Below are 21940 nucleotides of genomic sequence, written 5' to 3'. Positions count from 1 at the left end.
TTCGGCGCTAACGGTCGAACGGGCCGAACCGCCACGGTCGCCGCGGCCCGCGGATGTCGACCGATCCGCACACCACCTTGCCGGTGAGTACGACATGCGGTCTGCCCTCGGCGGGCGCGTCCCTGCGGTGGTCGCGCGCGCTGCCGACGAGCACCTCGACGTCGTCGATCGACGCGCTGGCGCCGTCGGGCAGCCGCAGGTCCAGCCCGCCGAACCTGAGGTCGAGCTCGACGACGACCATCGGGCCGGCGAACCGTGCCCTGGTCAGGTCCAGATCGATCGACCCCATCCGGCGGCGCAGCGCCAGCCGGGTCGGCACCGTCCACTCGCCGTGGCGCTTCAGTGAGCCCAGCACCCCGCGCAGCTCCACCCGGTCGGTGGCCGAGGTGACGATCGCACCGGGTCCGGGCAGGTCGTCGACCAGCGCTTCGAGGTCGGAGTGCAGTCGAGCCTGCGCGACGGCCGCCGAGCGCTCTTCGAACTCGTCGATATCGATGAGCCCCAGCGCGACGGCGTTGTGCAGCCGACGCAGCGTGCCGCTGCGGTCGGCGTCGGATACCCGCATGAAGGCGTGGTCGTCGATCCCTGTCATAGCCCTTCCGACAGGCTACTCAGGCTTGATAGTGCGCAGGCAGTCCGTCGAGCATGCCCTTGAGCATCCGCACCGCGTACTCCGAGGATCCCCCGCCGACGATCAGCGCCGCGAACGCCAGGTCGCCGCGGTAGCCGGCGAACCAGGAATGCGATCCGCCCGCGAACTCCGCCTCACCGGTCTTGCCCCGCACGTCACCGGCGCCCTGCAGACCTTCGGCCGTGCCGTTGGTCACCACCAGCCGCATCATCGGCCGCAGCCCGTCGAGGATCTTGTCGCTGATCGGCTCCAGGTCTCCGTTGACCTCGGTGGGGCGGCCCTGGATCAGCTGCGGCACAGGGGTTCTGCCGGCCGCGACCGTCGCTGCGGCCAGCGCCATGCCGAACGGGCTGGCCAACACCTTGCCTTGGCCGAAGCCGTCCTCGGTACGTTCGGCCAGGTTCACCGTCGGCGGCACCGAACCGGTCACGGTGGTCAGCCCCTCGATGTCGAAGTCGGCGCCGATGCCGTATTTGGCGGCTGCTTTGGTCAACCCGCGCGGCGGCATCCGGCTGGCCAGTTCGGCGAACGTGGTGTTGCACGAACTCGCGAACGCCCGCGACATCGGCACGGTGCCCAGGTCGAAGCCGCCGTAGTTGGGAACAGAGCGGTGCCCGATGTCCATGGTCCCCGGGCACGGCAGCAGCGTGTTGGGCGTGGCCATATCGCGTTCGATGGCCGCGCCCGCGGTGACCATCTTGAACGTCGAACCGGGCGGATACAGCCCCATCGTGGCGATCAAGCCCTCGGCGTCGGCCGCGGCGTTCTGCGCCACCGCCAGAATCTCACCGGTGGACGGTTGCAGTGCCACGATCATGGCCTGCTTGCCGGTGGTGTTGACGGCCTGCTGCGCGGCGTCCTGCACGACCCGGTCGAGGCTGATCCTGATCGACGGCGCCGGTTCACCCGGCACCTCGTGCAGCACGTCGACGTCGACCCCGTTCTGGTTGACGGTGACCACGCGCCAGCCCGCCTGCCCGTCAAGTTCGCCCTGCACCGCGTACCGGACCTGGTTGATGATGGCCGGCGCGAACTTTTCGTCGGTGGGCAACAACGCGGCCTGCGGGGTGATCACCACACCCGGGCGCGCCCCGATGGCGCCTTTGACCCGGTCGTGGTCGGCCTGAGCCAGGATCATCAGGTGCAGCGGCTCTTTCGACGAGCTGGCCAACTCGGCAAGCCGCTGCGGGTCCATGGTGTGGTCGAAGGGGTGCAGCGCCTCGGCGACGACGCGGGCGGTCGGCATCAACGCCTCCCCTGCCGCCTTGGCGTCCAGCGCGTAGCTGTAGCGGTAGCCGGGCACCAGCACTTCGGTGCCGCTGCGTTCGATGACCGACGCGCGCGGTGGTTGGTCGGCGCGCAGCGTGAAGCTCTGGTTCTCTCCGAGTGACGGGTGCAGCCCGGTCGCGCTCCAGCGCACCTTCCAGCGGCCTTCGTCGCGCACCATGTTGAGCTGGCCGTCGTAGGTCCAGGTCCGGTCTTTGGGCAGGTGCCAGGTGTAGCGGTAGGTGATGCTGCCGGTGTCCTCGGTGTACTTGGAGCCCAGGATCTGGGTGTCCAGATGCGTGGCCTGCAGCCCAGCCCAGCCTTCGTTGAGCGCTTGGCGTGCCTGGGCGGGATGGTCGCTGAACTCCGCGGCGGCGGTGGTATCGCCGGTGGCCAGCGCGGCGAAGAACTTTTCGGCGGTCGACTCGGGGCCGGCCGGCCGGGGTGTACACCCCACGAGGCCGACGACCAAAGCCGCGGCCGCAAGGAGACCCGCTACGCGTGATACTGAAGTTGCCATTGGGGCAGATGTTACGAAGCCGAGACCTAAACGTCCCGTAGGCGCGCTCCAGCCTGTCGCCGAAACCGACATTTTGGCGGAAAAGCGCGCACGAAATCGACCAAAGCGTCGGTCTCGGCGCTCCGCTAGGACCCCGCGGCCGGGGCGCGCACCACCAGCGGCACCGCCGGGAAGTAGGCCGCCATCTCGGTACGCGACTTGCGCAGCGCGGCGGTGCCGTAGCCCTGCTTGCGGTGCTCGGGGTGAATCCAGATCCGCACGTTGACTTCACCGGATACCAGGTCGCCGAACACCATGCCGACCTTGCGCGGCCCGTGCACGGCCACCAGCCACGCGGCCTCTTCGGCGTTGACGCGGCACAGCCCGGCCCGGATCTCCTCGTCGAGATCACCGGCGGGTGCACGCGACCCGTCCCCAGCCTCCCGCACATCGGCGGTGCGCGCCGCGAACACGTCGCGGTCCTCATCGGGGTTGAACGGACGCAGCACCATGGTGTCGACCGGACGGACCGGTTCACCCATGGTGAAGCTGAGCTGGTTGTTGAGATCCTCGAGTTCGGCGGTGATTCTGCGCCGCGCCACCTTGGTGAGTCGGTCGAACGATAGCCGCAACACCGCTTCGGCGGCCATGGCCGACGTGCCGAGGTGCGCGGCGATGGCCTCGATGGCCGCGTCGTAGTCCTCGGCCTCGACGATGACGTCGAGCAACTCGTGACGGTGTTCGAGCGCACGCATCAGCGCATCGGCGATCTCTCTGCGCACCACCCTCGGGTCCACGTCGGTCATGGTCTGAGCGTAACGAGAACGTTCTCAGTCGAGCAGCACCGTGGCGAACGTACCGACCTCGACGAAGCCGATGCGCGCGTACGTCGCGCGGGCCACGGTGTTGAAGCTGTTGACGTACAGGCTGGCGATTCGACCACTGCGCACAATCGCCGACGCCAGCGTCGCGGTGCCCGCCGTGCCCAGCCCGCGGCCGCGGTAGTCGGGGTGCACCCACACGCCCTGGATCTGTCCCACCGACGGTGATTGCGAACCGACTTCGGCCTTGAACACCACTTGGCCGCGGTCAAAACGCGCCCATGCCCGGCCCGCGGCGATCAGCCCGGCCACCCGACGCCGGTAGCCGCGTCCACCGTCGCCGATCCGTGGGTCGATACCTACCTCGCCGATGAACATGTCGATGGCGGCCACCAGGTATGCGTCGAGTTCGTCGGCGCGCACCGGCCGCACAGCCGGATCGGTGGCGCACCGCGGCGACGTGCTCAACGCCATCAACGGCTGGTGTTCACGCACATCGCGGGCCGTACCCCAGGTGCGCTCGAGGCGTTGCCACATCGGCAGCACCAACTCGGCGCGACCCACCAACGACGAACAGCGCCGCGCCGTGCTGGTCGCCTTGTCGGCGAACGCCTCCAGATCGGTCATCTGACCGCGCAGCGGAATGAGGTTGGCACCGGCGAAACACAGGGATTCGTTCACCCGTCGCCGCGTCCAGAGTTCGCCGCCGATCGCCGCGGGCTCCACACCGTGTTCGGCGACCCGCGCGGTGACCATGCAGGATCCGACTGGATCCTCGTCGAGCACTTGCATCACCGCGCCGACGTCGCGCGCCACCGACACCCGTCGATCCTCTGCGAGACGAAACAGCGGCGGAGCCGACATGGAGACTCTTTCTAACCAATCCCGGCGGTGGGTGGCTGCGCTGGCGGAGCCACGTTCAGCTTACGGTGACAATCGGCGAACCGCTCGCAGTTGTTTCGCCGCCGCCATCGGCTTCCCCGGCTGCCTCGCCCAGTTCCGAGGCCAACCGCATCGCCTCCTCGATCAGGGTTTCGACGATCTGTGCCTCGGGGACCGTCTTGATCACCTCGCCCTTGACGAAGATCTGCCCCTTGCCGTTGCCGGATGCGACGCCCAGGTCGGCCTCACGGGCTTCGCCCGGACCGTTGACGACGCAGCCCATCACCGCGACGCGCAGCGGCACATCGAGCCCATCGAGCCCGGCCGTCACCTCGTTGGCCAGCTTGTAGACGTCGACCTGCGCGCGCCCGCACGACGGGCACGACACGATCTCCAGCGAGCGCGGCCGCAGGTTCAGCGACTCCAGAATCTGGTTGCCGACCTTGACCTCTTCGGCCGGCGGCGCGGACAGCGAAACCCGGATCGTGTCGCCGATCCCGCGTGACAGCAGCGCACCGAACGCCACGGCGGACTTGATGGTGCCCTGAAACGCCGGGCCCGCTTCGGTCACCCCGAGGTGCAGCGGATAGTCACACTGGGCGGCCAGCTGCTCGTAGGCGGCGACCATGACGACCGGGTCGTTGTGCTTGACGCTGATCTTGATGTCGCCGAAGCCGTGTTCCTCGAACAGCGAGGCCTCCCACAGCGCGGACTCGACCAGCGCCTCCGGGGTGGCCTTGCCGTACTTCTCCATGAAGCGCTTGTCCAGCGATCCGGCGTTGACGCCGATCCGGATCGGGATCCCCGCCGCGCCCGCGGCCTTGGCGACCTCCCCGACGCGGCCGTCGAATTCCTTGATGTTGCCGGGGTTCACCCGCACGGCCGCGCAGCCGGCGTCGATCGCGGCGAAGATGTACTTGGGCTGGAAGTGGATGTCGGCGATCACCGGGAGCTGGCTGTGCGTGGCGATTTCGGCCAGCGCGTCGGCGTCTTCCTGACGCGGGCAGGCCACCCGGACGATGTCGCAGCCGGTCGCGGTCAACTCGGCGATCTGTTGCAGGGTCGCGTTGACGTCGTGGGTCTTGGTCGTGGTCATCGACTGCACAGCGATCGGATAATCGCTGCCGATCCCGACGTCGCCCACCATCAACTGGCGGGTCTTGCGCCGCGGCGCCAACGTCGGGGCGGGCAGTCCCGGCATTCCGAGACCGACGCCGACGGCGGAAGTCACGTGTTTCTCTCCTACTGGAAGAGCCTGATCGGGTTGACCAGGTCTGCGGTCACGGTCAGCAGCATGTAGCCGACCACCACCACCAAGACTACGTAAGTCGCGGGCATGAGCTTGAGATAGTTCACCGGAGCCCCCGCCACCATGCCGCGCGCCGACCGGATCATGTTGCGGATCTTCTCGTAAACCGCGATCGCGATGTGACCTCCGTCAAATGGCAGCAGCGGAACGAGGTTGATCGCACCGAGCACGAAGTTCAACTGCGCCAGGAAGAACCAGAACGCCACCCACAACCCGGCATCCACGGTGTCACCACCGATGATGCTGGCGCCGACGACGCTGATCGGGGTTTCCGGATCGCGTTCGCCGCCGCCGATGGAGTGCATCAGCGCGCCCACCTTGGTGGGGATCTTGGCCAGCGCCTTGCCCAGTTCGACGGTCAGATCGCCGGTGAACGCAAACGTCGCCGGTACTGCGGAGAGCAGGTTGTGGTGGGTCGGGCCGAACTGCGCGGCGCTGACCCCGATGGCCCCGACCGTGGCCGGCCCGTCCTCGCCGTCGGCGGTCCAGCGCTGCGTCTGGGTGACGTCGACGACGGTGGTGAACTCGCGCGTCTGGCCGTCCTGGTCACGCTGCACGGTCAGCTGCGTCGGCCCACTCTGTTCGCGCACCGCGGCGGCCATTTCGGTGAAGTTGGCCACCGGGGTGTCGCCGACCGCGACGATCGTGTCGCCGCCTTGGATGCCCGCCAGGGCGGCGGGTCCGGGGCCGGTGCAGTCGCCGAGCTCACCCTTGGTGACTTCGGCTGCCACACAACCGGTTTCACCGACGACGGCGGTGGTGGGCGGATGCAGGTTGGGCAGCCCCCACACGACGGCGATGCCGTAGATCAGGACCAGGCCGATGACGAAGTTCATTGCGGGCCCAGCCGCCAGCACCGCCGTACGCTTCCACGTCTTCTGCTTGTACATGGCGCGCTCGTGCTCGTCGGGCCCCAGTTCCTCGACCGCGGTCATGCCCGCGATGTCACAGAAGCCGCCGAGCGGGACCGCCTTGACGCCGTACTCGGTTTCGCCGAGCTTGTTGGGCCGCCGCGTGGACCACAACGTGGGGCCGAACCCGACGAAGTAGCGGCGCACCTTCATCCCGGTGGCGCGCGCCACCCACATGTGCCCGCATTCGTGCAGGGCCACCGACACCAGGATGGCCAACGCGAACAGCACGACACCGACTACGAACATCATCTGGTGGCGACAACCTCTCGTTCGACCGCGCTGCGTGCCCGGTCCCGTGCCCACCGTTGGGCGTCAAGTACCTCATCCACGGTAGCGGGTTCACCCGTCCATTCGTCGGCACCGCGCAGCACGTCGTCGATGGTGCGCACGATGCCCGGAAACGCGATCCGCCCGTCCAGAAACGCGGCGGCAGCCTCTTCGTTGGCGGCGTTGTATACCGCGGTCAGACAACCGCCTTTCGCGCCGGCGCGCCGGGCCAGGTCGACGGCCGGAAACACCGAATCGTCCAGCGGTTCGAAGTCCCACCTCGATGCGGTGGTGAAATCGCAGGCCAGCGCCGCGCCGGGTACCCGCGACGGCCAGCCCAGCGCCAGCGCGATCGGCAGCTTCATATCGGGTGGGCTGGCCTGAGCCAGCGTGGAGCCGTCGGTGAACGTCACCATCGAATGCACGATCGACTGCGGGTGCACGACCACCTCGATGCGGTCGTACGGCACGCCGAAGAGCAGGTGCGTCTCGATCAGTTCCAGGCCCTTGTTGACCAGCGACGCCGAGTTCAGGGTGTTCATCGGGCCCATCGACCAGGTGGGGTGGGCGCCAGCCTGTTCGGGGGTGACGGTTTCGAGCTGCTCGGCGGTCCAGCCGCGAAACGGGCCGCCCGACGCGGTGAGCACGATTTTCGCGACCTCGGCGTGGGTGCCGCCGCGCAGGCACTGGGCCATCGCGGAGTGCTCGGAGTCCACCGGCACGATCTGTCCGGGCGCGGCGGCCTTGAGCACCAGCGGGCCGCCGGCGACCAGCGACTCCTTGTTGGCCAGCGCCAGCCGGGCGCCGGAGGCCAATGCCGCCAGGGTGGGTTTGAGCCCCAGGGCGCCGACGAGCGCGTTGAGCACGACGTCGGCTTCGGTGTTCTCGACCAGTTGGGTGGCGGCGTCCGGCCCGGCGTAGGTGACGTCACCGACGCGCTCGGCCGCGGCGAGGTCGGCGACGGCGATGTTGGTCACCCCGGTCCCGGCGCGCTGCCGGGCCAGCAGGTCCGGGCTGCCGCCGCCGGCGGCCAGCCCGACGACCTCGAATCGGTCGGGGTTGGCGGCGATGACCTCCAGCGCCTGGGTGCCGATCGAGCCGGTACTGCCCAGCAGCAGCACCCGCTGTCTGTTGCTCACCGATCCATTGTGCCCTGTCTTCACCTCCACGAGCAGACAGAGCAGGGGGTCAAAGGCCCCGTTTCCACACGCTTCTGCGTCTGCTGCTCGCGGCCGGAAGGGTGCGCGACTAGAGCTGCTGTAGCAGCCCGTGCATGTCGAGCTGCCCGCGATGGGCCACCAGCGCGTCGCCCTGGAAGCGGTCGATGTGGATCCCCGCGACCGACACCTGGTTGCCCGTCGGCGCGATACCGCGGAAATCGCCGCGGTGCGTCGCCTCGAACCGGCAGCGCGACACCCCGTGGGACCCGTCGACGAGCACTTCCTCGATGACGTGGCGGCCGTCGGGAAACGCCTCGCTGAACTCCCGCAGCTGGGTCAGCCACGCGTCCCATCCGATCGGCCCGGCGCTGCCGACTTCGACGACCACCCGCGGTGACACGAGTTCCTCGAGCATCGACCAGGCGCGCCTGTCGATCGCGCCGTACAGACCCTCCACCAGTTCGCGGATTTCGTCGGCCTGAAAACTCATGTGCGCACCTTCTGGATGACGTTCTCGGCGAACCGTTCGATCGGTGCGCGGAACCGCTCGACGTCTCCCGTGGGCAGGTCCAGCCCTGCCCACGGACTGCACATCACCGCGGTGATGCCCAAATCCTCGGCACGCTTGTACAGATCCGGTGACGGCGTGTCGGGCAGCGCCAGGATGATCTCGAACGGCTCGTCCTGCCGGCCGTATTCGCGGCGCAACTCGTTGAGCCTGTTGACGTAGGCCATCGCGTCATCCAATAGATAGGCGTAGCCGACCCAGCCGTCGCACAACCGCGCAGCCCGGCGCAGCGCCGCCTCCGACTCCCCGCCGCACAGGATCGGCACCGGGTGCGCCGGATGCGGTTCGATCATCATCTCGGGCACCTCATAGTGCCTGCCGGAGAACCGCAGCCGCCGCGTCACCGCCGCCATCGCGCCGATCAGCACCCAGCAGTCCGGCCACGCCGTCTCCGGAGCCCCACATCGGCTTGCCGGTCGGCGAGTCTGGGTACGGCGACGACAGCTCACGCGGATAGATGAGGTGATCCGAACACACGATGCCGTCGTAACCGGCCTCGTCGAACATCTGCGCCACCGCGACGGTCTCCGACGTCTTCATGAAGGCCGTGCCGGACCAGAACTCCATGCCGCTTCTCCTATTTGGCGGTCAGACCGCCGTCGACGGGCAGCGTCACCCCGGTCAGGTACCGGCCGGTGTCTCCGCACAGGTAGACCATCGCATCGCTGATCGCCTCGGGTTCCACCGGTGGGACCGGCAGCAGCGGTTGTTGCGCGGCGCCGAACCCGGCGTGCTCCTCGACGAAGCGACCGGCGGCCTCGTTGAGGATCATCGGTGTCGCCACGCCGCCGGGATGCACGGAGTTGACGCGGATGTTCTTGGCCGCCAACGAGTTCGCATAGTGGCGCATCAGGCCGACGACGCCGTGTTTGGCCGCGGTGTAGCCGGCCGCACCGTGGCTCATGGTGTCGTAGCCAGAGCTGACGGACTTGAGCCCGGCCGCTGAACTGGTGATGACCACGACGCCGCCGTCCCCGTGGCCCAGCAGGGCCGGCAGCGCCGCCTCGACCGTGTAGTACACGCCCTTGAGCATGATGTCGACGGCGTCGATGAACGACGCCATCTCGTTGCGCCGGTCCCCGATCGCCGGGAAGATGCCGGCGTTGGCGAGCACGAAGTCGATGCGCCCGAATTCGGCGACGCCGCGGTCGACGATCTGTTTCAACCGCGCGAAGTCGCGGACGTCACCGTGTTCGGCCACGATGCGCCGCCCGGTCTTCTCCACGAGGTTGACGGTCTCGTCGAGATCCTCCGGGGTGGGCATCGGATATTCGACGCTGTCGAGTTGCTCGCACAGGTCAACCGCGATGATGTCGGCGCCTTCCTCGGCGAACCGGACGGCGTGCGCGCGGCCCTGACCCCGCGCCGCACCGGTGATGAACGCGACCTTGCCGTCGAACTGGGATGTCATGAGGACTCACCCTACGGCGGCGTGTAGTAGGCCTATGCCAGAATGTCGGCTAGCACCGAAGACCGACCGTTAAGGAGCAGCCGTGCCCAGCACCGAGCTTGAGCGACGTACCGGCGCCAACGATGTTGACGTCGAGGATGTGCCGTCGGCCGAATGGGGCTGGTCGAAGGAGAACCCGAAGGTCATCCACATCGGCGGGCTGTTGGCGGCCGCGTTTCTGCTGATCATGATGCACGGCAACCACGTCGGTCGCGTCGAGGACATCTTCCTCATCGGCTTCGCGGCGCTCATCGTCGCCTTCGTCGCGCGTGACTGGTGGCTGCGCCGCCGCGGCTGGATCCGCTAAACCGGGTACACCGGCCGAAACGCTTCGGCCCCGAGGTCGTACAGGGTTTCGGTGGCGCCGACACCCCGGTGCGGCACCCGCGCGGCAGCCAACGCGTGCGCCTTGAACGCCCGCGCCGCGACGCTGAGCCGGTGCTGCTGCGGATCGATGCGACGGCCCAGTTCATCAGGCCAGGACTGCCCCCACACCGTCACCTCGGCGGCCGCGGAGTTCCACAGCGCCAGCACCTTCTCACGTAGTTCCGCGTCGCTGCGCAGCAGGTCGGCGCTGACCGCCAACGCGCCGCCCGCCGAGGGGTCCAGGGCCGAAATCGGGGTGGCGCCAAGGATCGTCAGCGCCCGCACGTCGTCGGTATCGACCAGCACGTTGACGGTCCAGCCGGCGCTGGCCCGGTCATAGATCCAGCCGCCCGACGCCGCAACCAGATCGGCGACGCTGGCGGCCACCACGGTGAGCTGGTGGCGTTCGGCTTCCTTTGCGGCCTCGTCGACCTTGTCGGGCGCGGTGATGGGTCGGGTCGCCATGTCAGTCCTATCCGATCAGTCCATCGCGTGCGGGCGGCACACATAGAGCGTGACATTTTTACGCTGATCTGTAAAGGCTACGAGGTTCGCCGTGATCTCGTGTCGAAACCGGGTAAGTGTGTGCGGGAGTACCGTTTCGACGGCTCGTTCGTGTCAGAGTGGTGTCCATGAGTCTGGTCGCCGGGCGCGGTCCGTTGAGCACGGATCCCGCCGGATGGTTCTCTCCCCCGCTGCCCGAGGTGGTCTATGTCGAGCCGCACCCGCGCCGCGTGCAGGGTCTGCGCGACGGCCGGGCCGTCATCGACACCGAACGGGTGCTGCTGGTGCACCGACGCGGTCATCCGCTGAGCTACGCGTTCCCGGTCGAGGAGGTCGGCGAGCTTCCGCGCGAGCCGGTTTCGGAGGCGCCCGGATACGTGCGGGTGCCATGGGACGCCGTGGACACCTGGCTGGAGGAAGGGCGCCGGCTCGTGCACTACCCGCCCAACCCGTATCACCGCGTCGACTGCCGCCCGACCGACCGGCGGCTGCGCGTCACCGTCGCCGACACTACGCTCGTCGACACTGCCGACACGGTGATCGTGTTCGAGACCGCCGTGCAGACCCGTCTCTACGTCGATCCGGAACAGGTGCGCACCGATCTGCTGCGGCGCTCCGACACCACCAGCTACTGCAACTACAAGGGCTACGCCACCTACTGGTCGGCGGTGATCGGCGATGAGGTCGTCGACGACGTGGCCTTCAGCTACGACGACCCGCCGCCCGAAACCCTGCCCGTCAAAGGGTTTTTCAGCTTCGACGGCGAGCGCATCGACGTGTTCGCCGAACTGCCTCAGCCCGCGGCACGCCCCACAGGAACCTGATCGACGCGCGTAGGCTCACCCGGCGGCGATCACCGATCTCCCGAACTCCTCGACGGTGTCGAGCACATGGGCCAGGCTGTCGCCGGGCAGCCCGACCTGCACCCAGGTAACCCCCACGGCGGCAAGTTTTTCCAGCCCGGAGAGGTAGGCGTCGGCATTGAAGCCGTCGCTGCCGGGAGTGCCGCCGTCGGCGTTGGTGAACGTGACGTCGACGGTCGAGAAGTCCCGGCCCGCCTCGTCGAACCGCCTGCGCAGATCGTCGACGCCGGCGGCCAGCCCGTCGGCGTCCAGCTCCGCGGTGCGTGCCGTGCGCGCCAGCATGGCCGGCGCGGCGAACGGACACCACCCGTCACCGAAGGCGGCCACCCGCCTGCGGGCCGCCGCGGTGTTGCCGCCGATCCAGATCGGCGGATGCGGGTCGCTGACCGGACGCGGGTGCGCCGTTATGCCGTCGGCGGTGAAGTGGCGGCCCGCATACGAGAAGTCGTCGGTGGTCCAGATCCCGCGGATGACTTCCAGCGCCTCTTCGAACAGCGCGGCACGTTCGTCGAACTCGACCCCCAGCGCGGCGAACTCCCGCTTGAGATATCCCACCCCGACCGCGAGCGTGAACCGGCCTTCCGACAGCAGATCCAGCGTGGCGCCCGCTTTGGCCACCACGAACGGGTTGCGGTACGGCAGCACCACGATGTTGGGGATCAGCCGCAATGTCGTCGTCGTGGCGGCAGCGAAACCCATCGCCACGAACGGATCGACGGCGTCGTGTCCGCCGGCCTGCAGCCACCGCTCGGTGGGTGCAGGGTGGTCGGTGAACCCGAACCCGTCGAAGCCGGCCTTCTCGGCGGCCGCGGCCACCGCCGCGATCCCCGAACCGGTCACCAACTCCGGGTTGTACGGATGGCTGTGCATCGGATGCGTGAACGCGAACCGCATAGAGGTGCTCCGCTCTAGAACCGTCTTCTTGATTTCTGAGAATGTCGTTACCATGCGGGCAGCCGAATGTACAGGATCTGACGATGGGAACGGTTTCGATGACCAAGCCGGAGATCGGCGTGTATTTACCGCAGATGGGCTTCACCTACGACCAGATCCTGCACCGCACCCGGCGTTGCGAGCAGCTCGGCATCGACTCGGTGTGGCTCTATGACCACCTCTACGGGCCCGGCGTTCCGGACTATCCGTCGCTGGAGGCGTGGACGCTGGCAACAGCACTGCTCAGCCACACAGAACGCATCGAGATCGGACATATGGTGCTGTGCAACCAGTTTCGTCATCCCGCGGTGCTGGCCAAGATGGCCACGACGCTCGATCAGATCTCGGCGGGCCGCCTGCAGCTGGGTATCGGCAGCGGGTCGATCGAGGATGAGCACCACCGGGCCGGGTTGGCGTGGGGAACGTTTCGGGAACGCTCCGATCGGCTGGGTGAGACGCTGGAGATCCTGCACCAGGCGTTCGCGAATGAGGTGATCGACTTCGCCGGCAAGCATTTCGAGGTGCGCGACTTCCCGGTCAAGCCTGGTCCGGTGCGGCGCCCGCCGATCGTCGTGGGCGGTGTCGGCGAGAAGTACACGCTGCCGTTGGTGGCGCGCTATGCCGATGTGTGGAACGTGCCCACCTATGCGCTCGGCGAACTCCCGCACAAGACGTCGGTGTTGCGGTCGATCTGCGACGAGGTCGGCCGCGATTTCTCGACGATCGTGTTGTCGGTGGAGGTTGTGATGGCGCTGGCGCCCGACGACGCGTCGCTGCCCGCGGTGCGGCAGCTGGCCGAAAAGCGTTTCGGCCTACCGGCTTTCGGGCTCAAGGAGGGCGGGCTGGTAGGCACACCGCCGGCCGTCGTTGACCGGCTGCGCGAGCTGCAGGAGCTGGGCTTCGGCCAGATCGTGTTGTTCACCCACGACCGTGGATCCGATGAGACGCTGGAGCTGCTGGCCGCCGAGGTGATCGCCGCGCTCTAGGCGGGCCGCTTGACCGGCGGGGAGTAGTTGGGGCGGCCGAGCCCCAACACGTGCTGGGCGATCATGTTGCGGAACACCTCCAGGGTGCCGCCGTAGATGCCGGTGGGTACGGCCAACCGGAACAGGTACTCGACCCCGCCGTCGGCGGCGGCGCCCTCGGCGTCGACGGGCAGGGCCGCCGCGGCGCCCAGGATGTCCATCAGATCCGGTGTGATATCGCGCATCGTCTGCGCGATCGCGACTCGGCCGAACATCTCGGGGGCGCTGGCCGCGGCCTCCATCCGGGCGATCGCGCGGCCCAGCCGGTATCGCACCGCGTCGTCGTCGCTTGTCACCGCCGCGACCCGGTCGACGGCCTCGCCCAGCAGCAGCAGATGCTCCGTCATGGTCGCCAGCTTCTGCAGGCCCTGCGCGTCGCGTTCCACGGTGCCGTGTTCGGCGTTCAGCGCTTGCCGCAGCACCGCCCAGCCGCCGTTGACCTCGCCGACGCGGTACCGGTCATCGACGCGCACGTCGCTGTAGTAGGTGATGTTGGTGCGGTCGCCGTCGACGGTGCGCAAGGGCTGGATCTCCACGCCGGGGCTGTCCAGCGGCACCAGGAACATGGTCAGGCTCTGGTGTTTGGGCGCATCGGGGTCGGTGTTGGTGATCAGGAAGACGTAGTGGGCGTTGTGGGCGTTGGAGGTGAACATCTTGGCGCCGTTAATAACCCAGCTCTCACCGTCGCGCACCGCACGGGTCTTGCAGGTGGCGACGTCCGAGCCGCCCTCGGGTTCGGTATAGCCCAGGCACAGCCGGTAGTGGCCGGTGAGCACCTTGGGCAGCACCTCCTCGCGCAGTTGCGGTGACGCGAACTGTTCGACGGTGTGCGCGACCATGGCTGTGGTGGGCCAGTGAAACCACGGGGTGTGTGCGCGCCCGATCTCCAGCTCCCAGATGCGGCGACGCACGGCTGAAAAGCCGCCCTCGGACTCGGGTTTGAAGTCGGCGGCCAGATAGCCGCGTGCGCCGAGCGCCAGATGCACGCCCTCGTCGAAGTTCTCACCGGTCTCGCGGTCGCGGCGGATGACCTCGTCGGTCACGACCGTGCTCAGGAAGCTACGCAGTTCGTCGCGGAACGCCCGGTCCTCGTCGGACAGCTGCACGTGCGAGAAGTCCACCGAGACACCGTGACATTCGAATGCCTTTTTGTAAAGTACCCGGATGGGTATTGTGACCACGACTTCGGAAACCACCTTCGCCGAGGCGCCGGAGGTGATCTATGACTTCGTCACCAACCCCGCCAACTGGACGAAGACCTACCCCGGTAGCGCGCATATCGATGGCCTGCCCGCGGACCTGCCGCTGAAAGTCGGTGACACCTGGACCGAGTCGGGACCCGACGGCGACCGCATCTTCACCTGGCATCTGGCCATCGCCATGCGCCCGAGCATGTGGGTCTTCAACTCGGTCGGTCGCCTCGGGCACGACGCCGACGGCAACGGCGGCATGGAAGGCCGCATCACGGTGCAGTACCACTTCACCCGGCCCGGACCGATCGTCACGTTGTTCACCAGGACGATGACGGTCGAGGCCTACAAGCACGCTCCGCTGCCCGACGGGTTCTTCCGCACCGTCAATCCCGCCCACATCGACGCCTACCACGCCGCGGTCGCTAGGGAGCTGGCGTCGTGATTTGTGTGCGTTCGCGAGCGCCACGCGCGCCTGAACGCACACAAATCACCAAAGCGCTCTGCGCAGCGCGGCCCCCTGGAGGGCGAACAGCTGCTCGCTGACTTCCCAGTCCGGCAGCAGCGAATCGAAGCCGTGACAGGTGCCTGCGAACACGTGCAGCTCCGTGGCCACCCCGGCCCGCAGCAGCCGGGTGGCGTAGTCGATGGCTTCGTCGCGCAGCGGGTCGAGATCTGAGCAGCTGATGAAAGCTGGTGGCATACCGGATAATTCGTCAGCACGGGCGGGCGCAGCATCGGCGGTCACCGGTTGGCCGGCCAGGTAGTGGCGCCACATCGCTTCCGTGGCCGGGCCGTCGAATCCGGGCGTGGTGTCGAACTCCTGCTTGGACGGTGTCGGGCGGTCGTCGAGCACGGGTTGGTGCAGCAGCTGAAATTTCACGGGCGGGGCGGATCCGACTGCGGCGCGCTGGGCCAGCCGGGCCACCAGCGCACCGCCCGCGCTGCTGCCGGCCACCGCCAGCCGGCCGGAGTCGATCCCGAGCACCGATGCGCTGGTCACCGCACCCTCCAGCACCGCCGACGCGTCGTCGAGCGCGGCCGGATACGGGTGTTCGGGCGCCAGCCGGTAGTCGACGGAGACCACGGTGCAGCAGCCACGCCTGGCGAACTCGACGCACTGGCGGTGGTCGGTGTCGAGGTTTCCGAGTACGAACGCCCCTGAGTGGCAGTAGATCAGCGCAGGTGCCGGGGACGCCGTCGCGCGGTAGATCCGCACCGGGACCGACGCCACCGTGCGGTTCTCGACCTCGACGCCGATGGTGTCGACGCCGCGGGCCGTTTCGGCGCGGCGCTGGCTCAGCGAATCCCGGACGACGCCGAGCACGCTCGGCGTCAGATCGGTGCGGGCCCCGGCGAGATGGCGCAGCGCGGGGTCGAGACGCTCGGCGATGTTCACGGCCCGGCTACCGGTTGGCCGCCGTACGCGGTTCGGCAGCAGCGGAGTTCGATCGCACCGGCGCATCGAACGTGTAGTCGGCGGGCCGGAACCGGCGCGTCATCGCCCAGAACGCGCGGGCGCTGCGGGGCCACTGGGTGACCACCCGGCCGTTGGGGGCACGGAAGTAGTTGCTGCACCGGGTGAGCCAGACAGTGCCCTTCATCCACTCGTCGATCTTGGCGAGAAACGCCGCCGTGGTCGACGGTCGGACCGCGATGTAGGGCTTGCGTTTGCGCCGCATGTACTTCAGCGCGCTCACCACGTAGTGCGCCTGGGCTTCGAGGACGAAAATGACGCTGTTGGAGCCGACGTTGGTGTTCGGGCCGTAGAGCAGGAAGAAGTTCGGGAAGCTTGGGACGGTCATGCCCAGGTAGGCGTGCGCGCCGTCGCGCCACGTGTGCCGTAGCGTCGTCCCGTGCTCGCCGACGACGTCGAGTTGGCCCAGGTAGTCGGCGGCGGCGTAGCCGGTCGCGCACAGCACCACGTCGACGTCGAGTTCGCGGCCGTCCTCGGTGATCAGGCTGCATGCGCGCAGCGACCGGGCGGGGCTGTCGACCACCTCGACGTGCGGTTGGGTCAATGCCTGCAGGTAGTCGGTGGCGAACACCAGCCGTTTGCAGCCCAGCGGATGCTCGGGGGTGAGCTTGGCCCGCAGTTCGGCGTCGGGCACGGTGGCTTCGAGGACGCGCAGCGCGATGTCGCGGAACTCTCGGGTCTTGTCGCTGCCGTGCTCGATCACCGAGATGTTGGCCTCGCTGCGCAGCCACAGCCGGGTGCGATAGATCTTCTTGGCCAACGGGACATGGCGAAAGACCCACTTCTCGCGCTCGGAGTAGGCCCGGTCGGGTTTGGGGAGCACCCATGTCGGTGAGCGTTGCACCGAGTACACCTTCTTGGCCACCTTGGCGACCTCGGGAACCAGTTGTGCCGCGGTGGATCCGGTGCCCAGCACCGCCACCCTGGCGCCGGTGAGGTCCACCGAGTGGTCCCAGCGCGCGGTGTGCATCAGCGCTCCGGTGAACGGCTCTTCTTCGGTCAATTCGGGCATGACCGAGCGGGTGAACATCCCCACCGCGGAGACCGCGATGTCGAACCGGTACGTCTGGCCGTCGGCGGCGGTGAGTCGCCATTCGCCTGCGGTGTCGTCCCAATGCGCTGCGACGATCTCGGTGTGCAGCTTCAGGTGCGGTTCTAGTTCGTAGCGGCGCGCGCAGTTCTCGAAGTACTCGAGGATCTCGGGCTGTGCCGACCACAGCCGTGACCAGTCGGCGTTGAGGTCGAAGGAGTACGAGTACAGGTGCGACTTGACGTCGCAGGCCAGGCCCGGATAGGTGTTGATGCGCCAGGTGCCGCCGACCCCGTCTTCGCGATCGAAAATCGTGAAGTTGTCAAATCCGGCTTTACGCAGGAGGATTCCCAGCGCCAACCCGCCCGGCCCGGCGCCGATGATGCCGACCGACAGGTTCATCCGATGCGCAGGCATTGTCCTCCGTCCACGACAAGTTCGCTTCCCGTGATGAACGACGCCTGATTGGAGGCCAGGAACGCCACGGCGTCGGCGACCTCGACGGGTTGTCCGAGCCGTCCGAACGACGCGGTGAGCCGGCTCTGGGTCGCGTCGTCGAGCATCGGTGTCGCGATCGGCCCGGGGAAGACAGCGTTTACCCGGATGTCGTCGTGCGCCAGTTCGGCGGCAGCGATCTGGGTCAGCCCGCGCAGCGCCCATTTCGAGGAGCCGTAGGCGGCGTGATGCGGAAACGCCCGCATTGCGCCGGTGCTGCAGGTGTTGACGATTGCCGCGCCGTCGGCGGCCCGGAGGTGCTCGAGCGTGGCCTGGATGCCTAGGAACGGGCCGAAACAGTTGACACGCCAACTGCTTTCGAAGCCCTGCGGGGTTTCGTCGGCCAGCGCGGCGCGGTGCAGCACCCCGGCGTTGTTCACCAGCGTGGTCAGCGTGCCGAACCGGTCGGCGGCGGCGTCGACCGCGGCGCGCCACCCGTCTTCGGAGGTGACGTCGAGCGCGACCGAAAGAACACCCTCGTCCGCGATGTCGATGGGCAGCACATCGCATGCGGCGACCAGGAACCCGTCCGCGCGTAACCGCGCCACGATCGCCGCACCCTGCCCCCGCGCGGCGCCGGTCACCAGCGCGACCCGGTCGCTCATTGTCACTGTGCCTCCCGCAGGTAGTCGGCGGCGCCCCTGCGCAGCGCCTGCGACTCCGAGGCCAGCGTAATCATCTGAAATCCGGTCTGCGCCATCGTCTTTGCGTGCGGCCCGGCACCGGCGTGGATGCCGGCGATCAGCCCAGCCGCTGTTGCGGCGTCGTGGGCGCGGATGATCGCATCCTGTACGGCCGGTGCGGTCCACGCCTCCGCCGGAAGGCGCCCGAGGCTGATGGCCAGGTCCGCGGGTCCCACATAGATTCCCGAAAGACCGGGCACGCCGCAGATCTCGTCGAGCGCCGAAAGCCCTTGCGCGGACTCGATCATGGCCAGCACCGTCACCCGCGCCTCGTGCTCAGCGGGTTCTCGGCCCAAACTGGCCCGCAGCGGACCGTAGCTGCGCACCCCGGCCGGCGGGTACCGGGTGGCGGCGACGGCGGCAGCGGCCTGTTCGGGCGACTCGACCATCGCGACGATCACCGCGTCGGCGCCTGCGTCGAGCACCCGGCCGATCGGTGCGGGGTCCGCCGACGCCAACCGCACCGCCGTGCCGATCGGCACGTGCTCGAGCCTGCGCAACAGCAGGGCGACGTCGGCGTCGTCGAGATACCCGTGCTGAAGGTCGAATCCGACGTAGTCGTAGCCGGCGTGGGCGAACTCCTCCGGAGCGATGATGGTCGGGCCCACCACCCAGCCGCCCCACACCCGCTCTTTGGCGGCCAGTGCCTGCTGCAGGCTACTGGTCACTCGACGATCGCGATCTTGATACGTTCGGGCGTCGGCCGGCAGGCCAGCTCGAAAGCCGCCTGGACGTCGTCGATACCGAACGGGTGGGTGACGTAGGCGGGTAGCAGCTCGGGGTGTTGGCGGGCGAAATCATCGGCGGCAGAGAGCATTCGGCGCCGCTCAAGGGTCACCCCCGATTTGAGCGTCAGGTTGTTGCGCAGCATGGTCCGCATGCTGATCGGGTAGCTGTCGTCGTCGGGCACCCCAAAGTAGAACACCGTGCCGCCGGGTGCGGTCGCCTCGATGGCATGGCCGAGGGTGGCGACCTGGTGGCCGACCGCTTCGATGACCACATCGGGGCGGTCGTCGGGGATCCGGTGGCTGACCCACCGGTCGCTGGTAGCGCGCACGATGGTGTCGACGCCGAACCGTTGCCCGATGCCGTCGCGGTCGACGGGATCCACACCCGTCACCCTGCGAGCTCCGAAAGCCTTTGCGACATAGGAGAACAGCAGCCCGATCGAGCCCTGCCCGATGACCGCGACATGGCGGCCTTTGACGCTGCCGATCTGCTCCATCGCGTACAGCACGCAGGCCAGCGGTTGCAGGGCCACCGCATGCTGGGGGCTCAGCGCCGGATCGTAAGGCGCCAACCCGTCGCCGTCCGCGACGACGTGCTGCATCAGGCCATCGAATCCCGACGCCCAGCCCACGACCGGATCGCCGACGCCGTGGCTGCGGTGCCGGCTCGCGATGACCTCCCCGACCACCTCGTGAATCGGGAAACCCGGTTTCTCCGCGGCGTATTGGCCCGCATCGCCGGCGATCTTGCCGCGCACGCCGCGAAACGGCGACAGGTCGCTGCCACACACCCCCGCGGCGCGGAACCGCAGCAGCACCTGGCGGTCACCCAGTGATTCGGGTGAGATCTCGGCGACGTCGTGGCGTTCGAAGGTGTAGGGCGCCACCAGCCGGTAGGACCACACGTCAGACCTCCACCTGGACGGGAACACTGTTCCAACCCCATTGGAAACTCGACGGCGGCCGTGCCGCAGCTTCGCAGACGATGCGCCATTCGGGTACGCGGCGCAGCCATTCCGACACCAGGATCGCGATTTCGAGGCGTGCGAGATGCACACCGAGGCAGAAGTGTTGACCGCGGCCGAATGCCAGCAGCCTTTCGATCGGCCGGTTCCAGACGAACGCGTCCGGTTCGGGGTATTCGCGTGCGTCGCGGTTGGCCGAGGCGAGCAGGGTGATGATCCTGCTACCAGGGCCCAGCGTGGTGTCGGCGATCGAAAACGGTTTGCGTACGGTGCGGGCGAACCACTGCGCGGGGGCGCAGTAGCGGATCATCTCCTCGCGCGCGACGGGCACGTTGGCGGTGGGGTCGGCGCGCACGGCGGCTAACTGGTCGGGATGTTTTGTCAGTTCCCACAATCCGTGTGCGACAATCTTCGGCACGGTTTCGGTGCCGCCGATGAACACGCCCAGCATCTGGGTGGCGGCTTCGACGTCGCCCAACGCCGACCCGTCGGGCAGCCGGTAGTCGAGAAGGTTTTCGGCGATCGGGTTGTCGCTCACCTCGGCGCGGCTGCGCTGCACCAGCGGGATGAGATATTCCAGATAGCCGGGTCGGGCGTTACCCACCTCCACACCGCTGCCCGGCTGGGCGAGGCTGCCCGCATTGACGGTCGCCAGCACCTCGGGCGCGAGTTCGACCGGCATGCGCAGCAGATCGCAGACCACCGATGCGGCGACGATACCGCCGTAATCCTGTGTGAGGTCGAAGGATCCGCGCGGCAGCAGTTCATCGAGTCGCTCATTGGCCAGGGCGCGGATCCGGTCGGCCATTGCGGCGACGGGCTTCGGCCGGAACTGCCCGGCGGTGCAGCGTCGCACGCCCTCGTAGATCGGGCTGTCGAAGTTGGCGTGAAACGGCATCGGATGCAGCGGCGGGTCGGGCACCGGACCGTCGTTGTGGTGTGCAAGAACCGTGGCGGCGGGCAAGGTCCCCTCCGAGGCGACGAAGGTGCCGTCGTTGACGGCCAGCACCCGCCAGATGTCGTCGAACCGCGACAGCGCGTAGGTGTCCCACTTCTCGACGTAGTACACCGGGTACCTCTCGCGCAGCACCCGGTAGTACGGTAGCGGGTCGGCCATCACGGCGGGATCGAACGGATCGTAGGAAAACGTTTGCAGCGCAGTAGTTGTCATTGCAGTGGTGATGGGGGTAGGGCCGCCAGAATGGAGTCTTCCCAGCCGTCGCGCAGGGCGGGCGCGACGCTCATCCAGGTGACGATTTCGGCGGGCGGGTTGTCTTTCCAGGACGGGTAGTGGTTGGCGAAGCAGTCCCAGTCGCCCTCCAGCGCCCAGTAGTGGATCACCTCGTTGAACCGGAACGTCGTGATGAACGAACCGAGCCAGCGCTTACCGGTGCGCTCCGACCACGGCACGTAGAGGCGCTCGAGCTCGCGGATGTAGTCGTCCTGACGGCCGGGTTTGGTCTGCATGATCTCCTGGATCACCAGTCCGGCTGTGCAGTTGGCCTCTTGCAGCTGCGCCAGCGTCCTGTTGCTCCGGCCGGCGTACATGATCCGGCCCTCGCCGCGGGCGCCGGTCTCGGCGAGGAACTGCGACCATTTCGCCACGGCCGCTTCGTGGCTGCCGCCACGGGCCTGCGCGCTGCCGATGCGCGCGTAGTCGGCGAACTGGTCGATCTCCCAGATGATCGTCACCTGAGGCCAGTGGCCGTTGTACGGGGTGGTCTCCCAGATCCCGAACAGCCGCGCCCCCAGTTCGGCCATCATCGGGTGGTAGACGTCGCTGAACGTCTCGGTGAAGCGCTCGGCACGGCCGGAGCCGAGGTCGATCGTTTCGTGGAGGTAGAGGAGGGTGTGGCCGTGGTATCGCTTCATGAGCTGCGCCCATTTGACAGTAACACCCTGCGAGCGTGACAC

At 68.0% G+C, this 21940-nt stretch carries 23 protein-coding genes and 1 pseudogene; 4 read left to right on the top strand and 20 right to left on the bottom strand.

What is annotated here, in order from left to right; translation table 11 throughout:
* Positions 1–7: 7 nt before the first annotated feature.
* The 10 genes and pseudogenes from ABQE44_RS07840 to ABQE44_RS07795 all read right to left on the bottom strand — a co-directional run bounded on the left by ABQE44_RS07840 (position 8) and on the right by ABQE44_RS07795 (position 9728).
* Positions 8–592: a DUF1707 SHOCT-like domain-containing protein gene (locus ABQE44_RS07840; protein WP_448390908.1), complete on the bottom strand. Its 585-nt coding sequence runs from the start codon at positions 590–592 to the stop codon at positions 8–10.
* A 19-nt stretch (positions 593–611) separates the two neighbouring features.
* On the bottom strand, positions 612–2417 hold the full coding sequence (locus tag ABQE44_RS07835; protein ID WP_448390906.1) for a penicillin-binding transpeptidase domain-containing protein: 1806 nt from the start codon (positions 2415–2417) through the stop codon (positions 612–614).
* Positions 2418–2542: 125 nt separating this feature from the next.
* The gene (locus tag ABQE44_RS07830; RefSeq protein WP_448390905.1) at positions 2543–3202 is read right to left on the bottom strand and encodes a GNAT family N-acetyltransferase; all 660 of its coding nucleotides are present in this window, start codon (positions 3200–3202) and stop codon (positions 2543–2545) included.
* A 24-nt stretch (positions 3203–3226) separates the two neighbouring features.
* The gene (locus ABQE44_RS07825; protein WP_448390904.1) at positions 3227–4081 is read right to left on the bottom strand and encodes a GNAT family N-acetyltransferase; all 855 of its coding nucleotides are present in this window, start codon (positions 4079–4081) and stop codon (positions 3227–3229) included.
* Positions 4082–4136: 55 nt separating this feature from the next.
* Entirely contained in the window at positions 4137–5300 is a 1164-nt protein-coding gene (ispG, locus tag ABQE44_RS07820; protein WP_448391370.1) for a flavodoxin-dependent (E)-4-hydroxy-3-methylbut-2-enyl-diphosphate synthase, read from the bottom strand.
* 41 nt (positions 5301–5341) lie between these two features.
* The gene (locus ABQE44_RS07815; protein WP_448390903.1) at positions 5342–6571 is read right to left on the bottom strand and encodes a M50 family metallopeptidase; all 1230 of its coding nucleotides are present in this window, start codon (positions 6569–6571) and stop codon (positions 5342–5344) included.
* Positions 6568–7728 (bottom strand): 1-deoxy-D-xylulose-5-phosphate reductoisomerase, encoded by a 1161-nt coding sequence (dxr, locus tag ABQE44_RS07810; RefSeq protein WP_448390902.1) that lies wholly within the window; start codon positions 7726–7728, stop codon positions 6568–6570. Before dxr ends, ABQE44_RS07815 begins: the two co-directional genes overlap by 4 nt.
* Before the next feature lie 109 nt (positions 7729–7837).
* Positions 7838–8239, bottom strand: coding sequence for an ester cyclase (locus tag ABQE44_RS07805; protein WP_448429037.1), 402 nt, complete (start codon positions 8237–8239; stop codon positions 7838–7840).
* Positions 8236–8884 (bottom strand): annotated as a pseudogene (locus ABQE44_RS07800) (LLM class flavin-dependent oxidoreductase). The gene ABQE44_RS07805 and the pseudogene ABQE44_RS07800 overlap by 4 nt, the downstream one beginning before the upstream one ends.
* A 10-nt stretch (positions 8885–8894) precedes the next feature.
* Positions 8895–9728, bottom strand: a complete 834-nt coding sequence (locus tag ABQE44_RS07795; protein ID WP_448390899.1) for a mycofactocin-coupled SDR family oxidoreductase — start codon at positions 9726–9728, stop codon at positions 8895–8897.
* 82 nt (positions 9729–9810) lie between these two features.
* On the opposite strand from ABQE44_RS07795, the gene ABQE44_RS07790 reads away from it, so the two are divergent.
* Positions 9811–10074, top strand: coding sequence for a DUF2631 domain-containing protein (locus tag ABQE44_RS07790; RefSeq protein ID WP_448390897.1), 264 nt, complete (start codon positions 9811–9813; stop codon positions 10072–10074).
* Here ABQE44_RS07790 and ABQE44_RS07785 read toward each other — a convergent pair.
* Positions 10071–10598: a hypothetical protein gene (locus ABQE44_RS07785; protein WP_448390896.1), complete on the bottom strand. Its 528-nt coding sequence runs from the start codon at positions 10596–10598 to the stop codon at positions 10071–10073. The two genes, ABQE44_RS07790 and ABQE44_RS07785, sit on opposite strands and share 4 nt — an antisense overlap.
* Before the next feature lie 167 nt (positions 10599–10765).
* Here ABQE44_RS07785 and ABQE44_RS07780 point away from each other — a divergent pair, with 167 nt between their 5' ends.
* Complete coding sequence (locus ABQE44_RS07780) at positions 10766–11461, top strand: DUF427 domain-containing protein (RefSeq protein ID WP_448429035.1); 696 nt, start codon at positions 10766–10768, stop codon at positions 11459–11461.
* 15 nt (positions 11462–11476) lie between these two features.
* On the opposite strand, the gene ABQE44_RS07775 is transcribed toward ABQE44_RS07780, so the two are convergent.
* Positions 11477–12394 (bottom strand): LLM class F420-dependent oxidoreductase, encoded by a 918-nt coding sequence (locus tag ABQE44_RS07775; RefSeq protein ID WP_448390894.1) that lies wholly within the window; start codon positions 12392–12394, stop codon positions 11477–11479.
* Positions 12395–12492: 98 nt separating this feature from the next.
* Here ABQE44_RS07775 and ABQE44_RS07770 point away from each other — a divergent pair, with 98 nt between their 5' ends.
* A complete protein-coding gene (locus ABQE44_RS07770) occupies positions 12493–13419 on the top strand; it encodes an LLM class flavin-dependent oxidoreductase (RefSeq protein WP_448391369.1) in 927 nt (308 codons plus the stop codon).
* Here ABQE44_RS07770 and ABQE44_RS07765 read toward each other — a convergent pair.
* Positions 13416–14579 carry an acyl-CoA dehydrogenase family protein gene (locus tag ABQE44_RS07765; protein ID WP_448390893.1) on the bottom strand — a complete coding sequence of 388 codons (1164 nt, stop codon included), beginning with the start codon at positions 14577–14579 and terminating at the stop codon, positions 13416–13418. The genes ABQE44_RS07770 and ABQE44_RS07765 overlap by 4 nt on opposite strands.
* 43 nt (positions 14580–14622) lie before the next feature.
* Between ABQE44_RS07765 and ABQE44_RS07760 the strand changes: the two genes are divergently transcribed.
* Positions 14623–15093 (top strand): SRPBCC family protein, encoded by a 471-nt coding sequence (locus ABQE44_RS07760; RefSeq protein WP_448390891.1) that lies wholly within the window; start codon positions 14623–14625, stop codon positions 15091–15093.
* Between the two features lie 45 nt (positions 15094–15138).
* On the opposite strand, the gene ABQE44_RS07755 is transcribed toward ABQE44_RS07760, so the two are convergent.
* Genes ABQE44_RS07755 through ABQE44_RS07725 form a run of 7 tightly spaced genes read right to left on the bottom strand, consistent with a single transcriptional unit; the run spans position 15139 to position 21898 of the window.
* Positions 15139–16047: an alpha/beta hydrolase gene (locus ABQE44_RS07755; protein ID WP_448429033.1), complete on the bottom strand. Its 909-nt coding sequence runs from the start codon at positions 16045–16047 to the stop codon at positions 15139–15141.
* A 7-nt stretch (positions 16048–16054) separates the two neighbouring features.
* Positions 16055–17572, bottom strand: coding sequence for a flavin-containing monooxygenase (locus tag ABQE44_RS07750; RefSeq protein ID WP_448429031.1), 1518 nt, complete (start codon positions 17570–17572; stop codon positions 16055–16057).
* The gene (locus ABQE44_RS07745; RefSeq protein ID WP_448390888.1) at positions 17554–18255 is read right to left on the bottom strand and encodes an SDR family NAD(P)-dependent oxidoreductase; all 702 of its coding nucleotides are present in this window, start codon (positions 18253–18255) and stop codon (positions 17554–17556) included. The genes ABQE44_RS07750 and ABQE44_RS07745 overlap by 19 nt, the downstream gene beginning before the upstream one ends.
* Positions 18256–18257: 2 nt before the next feature.
* Positions 18258–19001, bottom strand: coding sequence for an HpcH/HpaI aldolase family protein (locus ABQE44_RS07740; RefSeq protein ID WP_448390887.1), 744 nt, complete (start codon positions 18999–19001; stop codon positions 18258–18260).
* On the bottom strand, positions 18998–19966 hold the full coding sequence (locus ABQE44_RS07735) for a zinc-binding dehydrogenase (RefSeq protein WP_448390886.1): 969 nt from the start codon (positions 19964–19966) through the stop codon (positions 18998–19000). Before ABQE44_RS07735 ends, ABQE44_RS07740 begins: the two co-directional genes overlap by 4 nt.
* Before the next feature lies 1 nt (position 19967).
* Positions 19968–21197, bottom strand: coding sequence for a cytochrome P450 (locus ABQE44_RS07730; RefSeq protein ID WP_448390885.1), 1230 nt, complete (start codon positions 21195–21197; stop codon positions 19968–19970).
* Positions 21194–21898: an NIPSNAP family protein gene (locus ABQE44_RS07725; RefSeq protein ID WP_448390884.1), complete on the bottom strand. Its 705-nt coding sequence runs from the start codon at positions 21896–21898 to the stop codon at positions 21194–21196. The genes ABQE44_RS07730 and ABQE44_RS07725 overlap by 4 nt, the downstream gene beginning before the upstream one ends.
* Positions 21899–21940: the final 42 nt, after the last annotated feature.

The sequence above is a fragment of the Mycolicibacterium sp. XJ2546 genome, from assembly GCF_053483195.1.
This window is presented reverse-complemented; position numbering and strand designations above follow the sequence as displayed.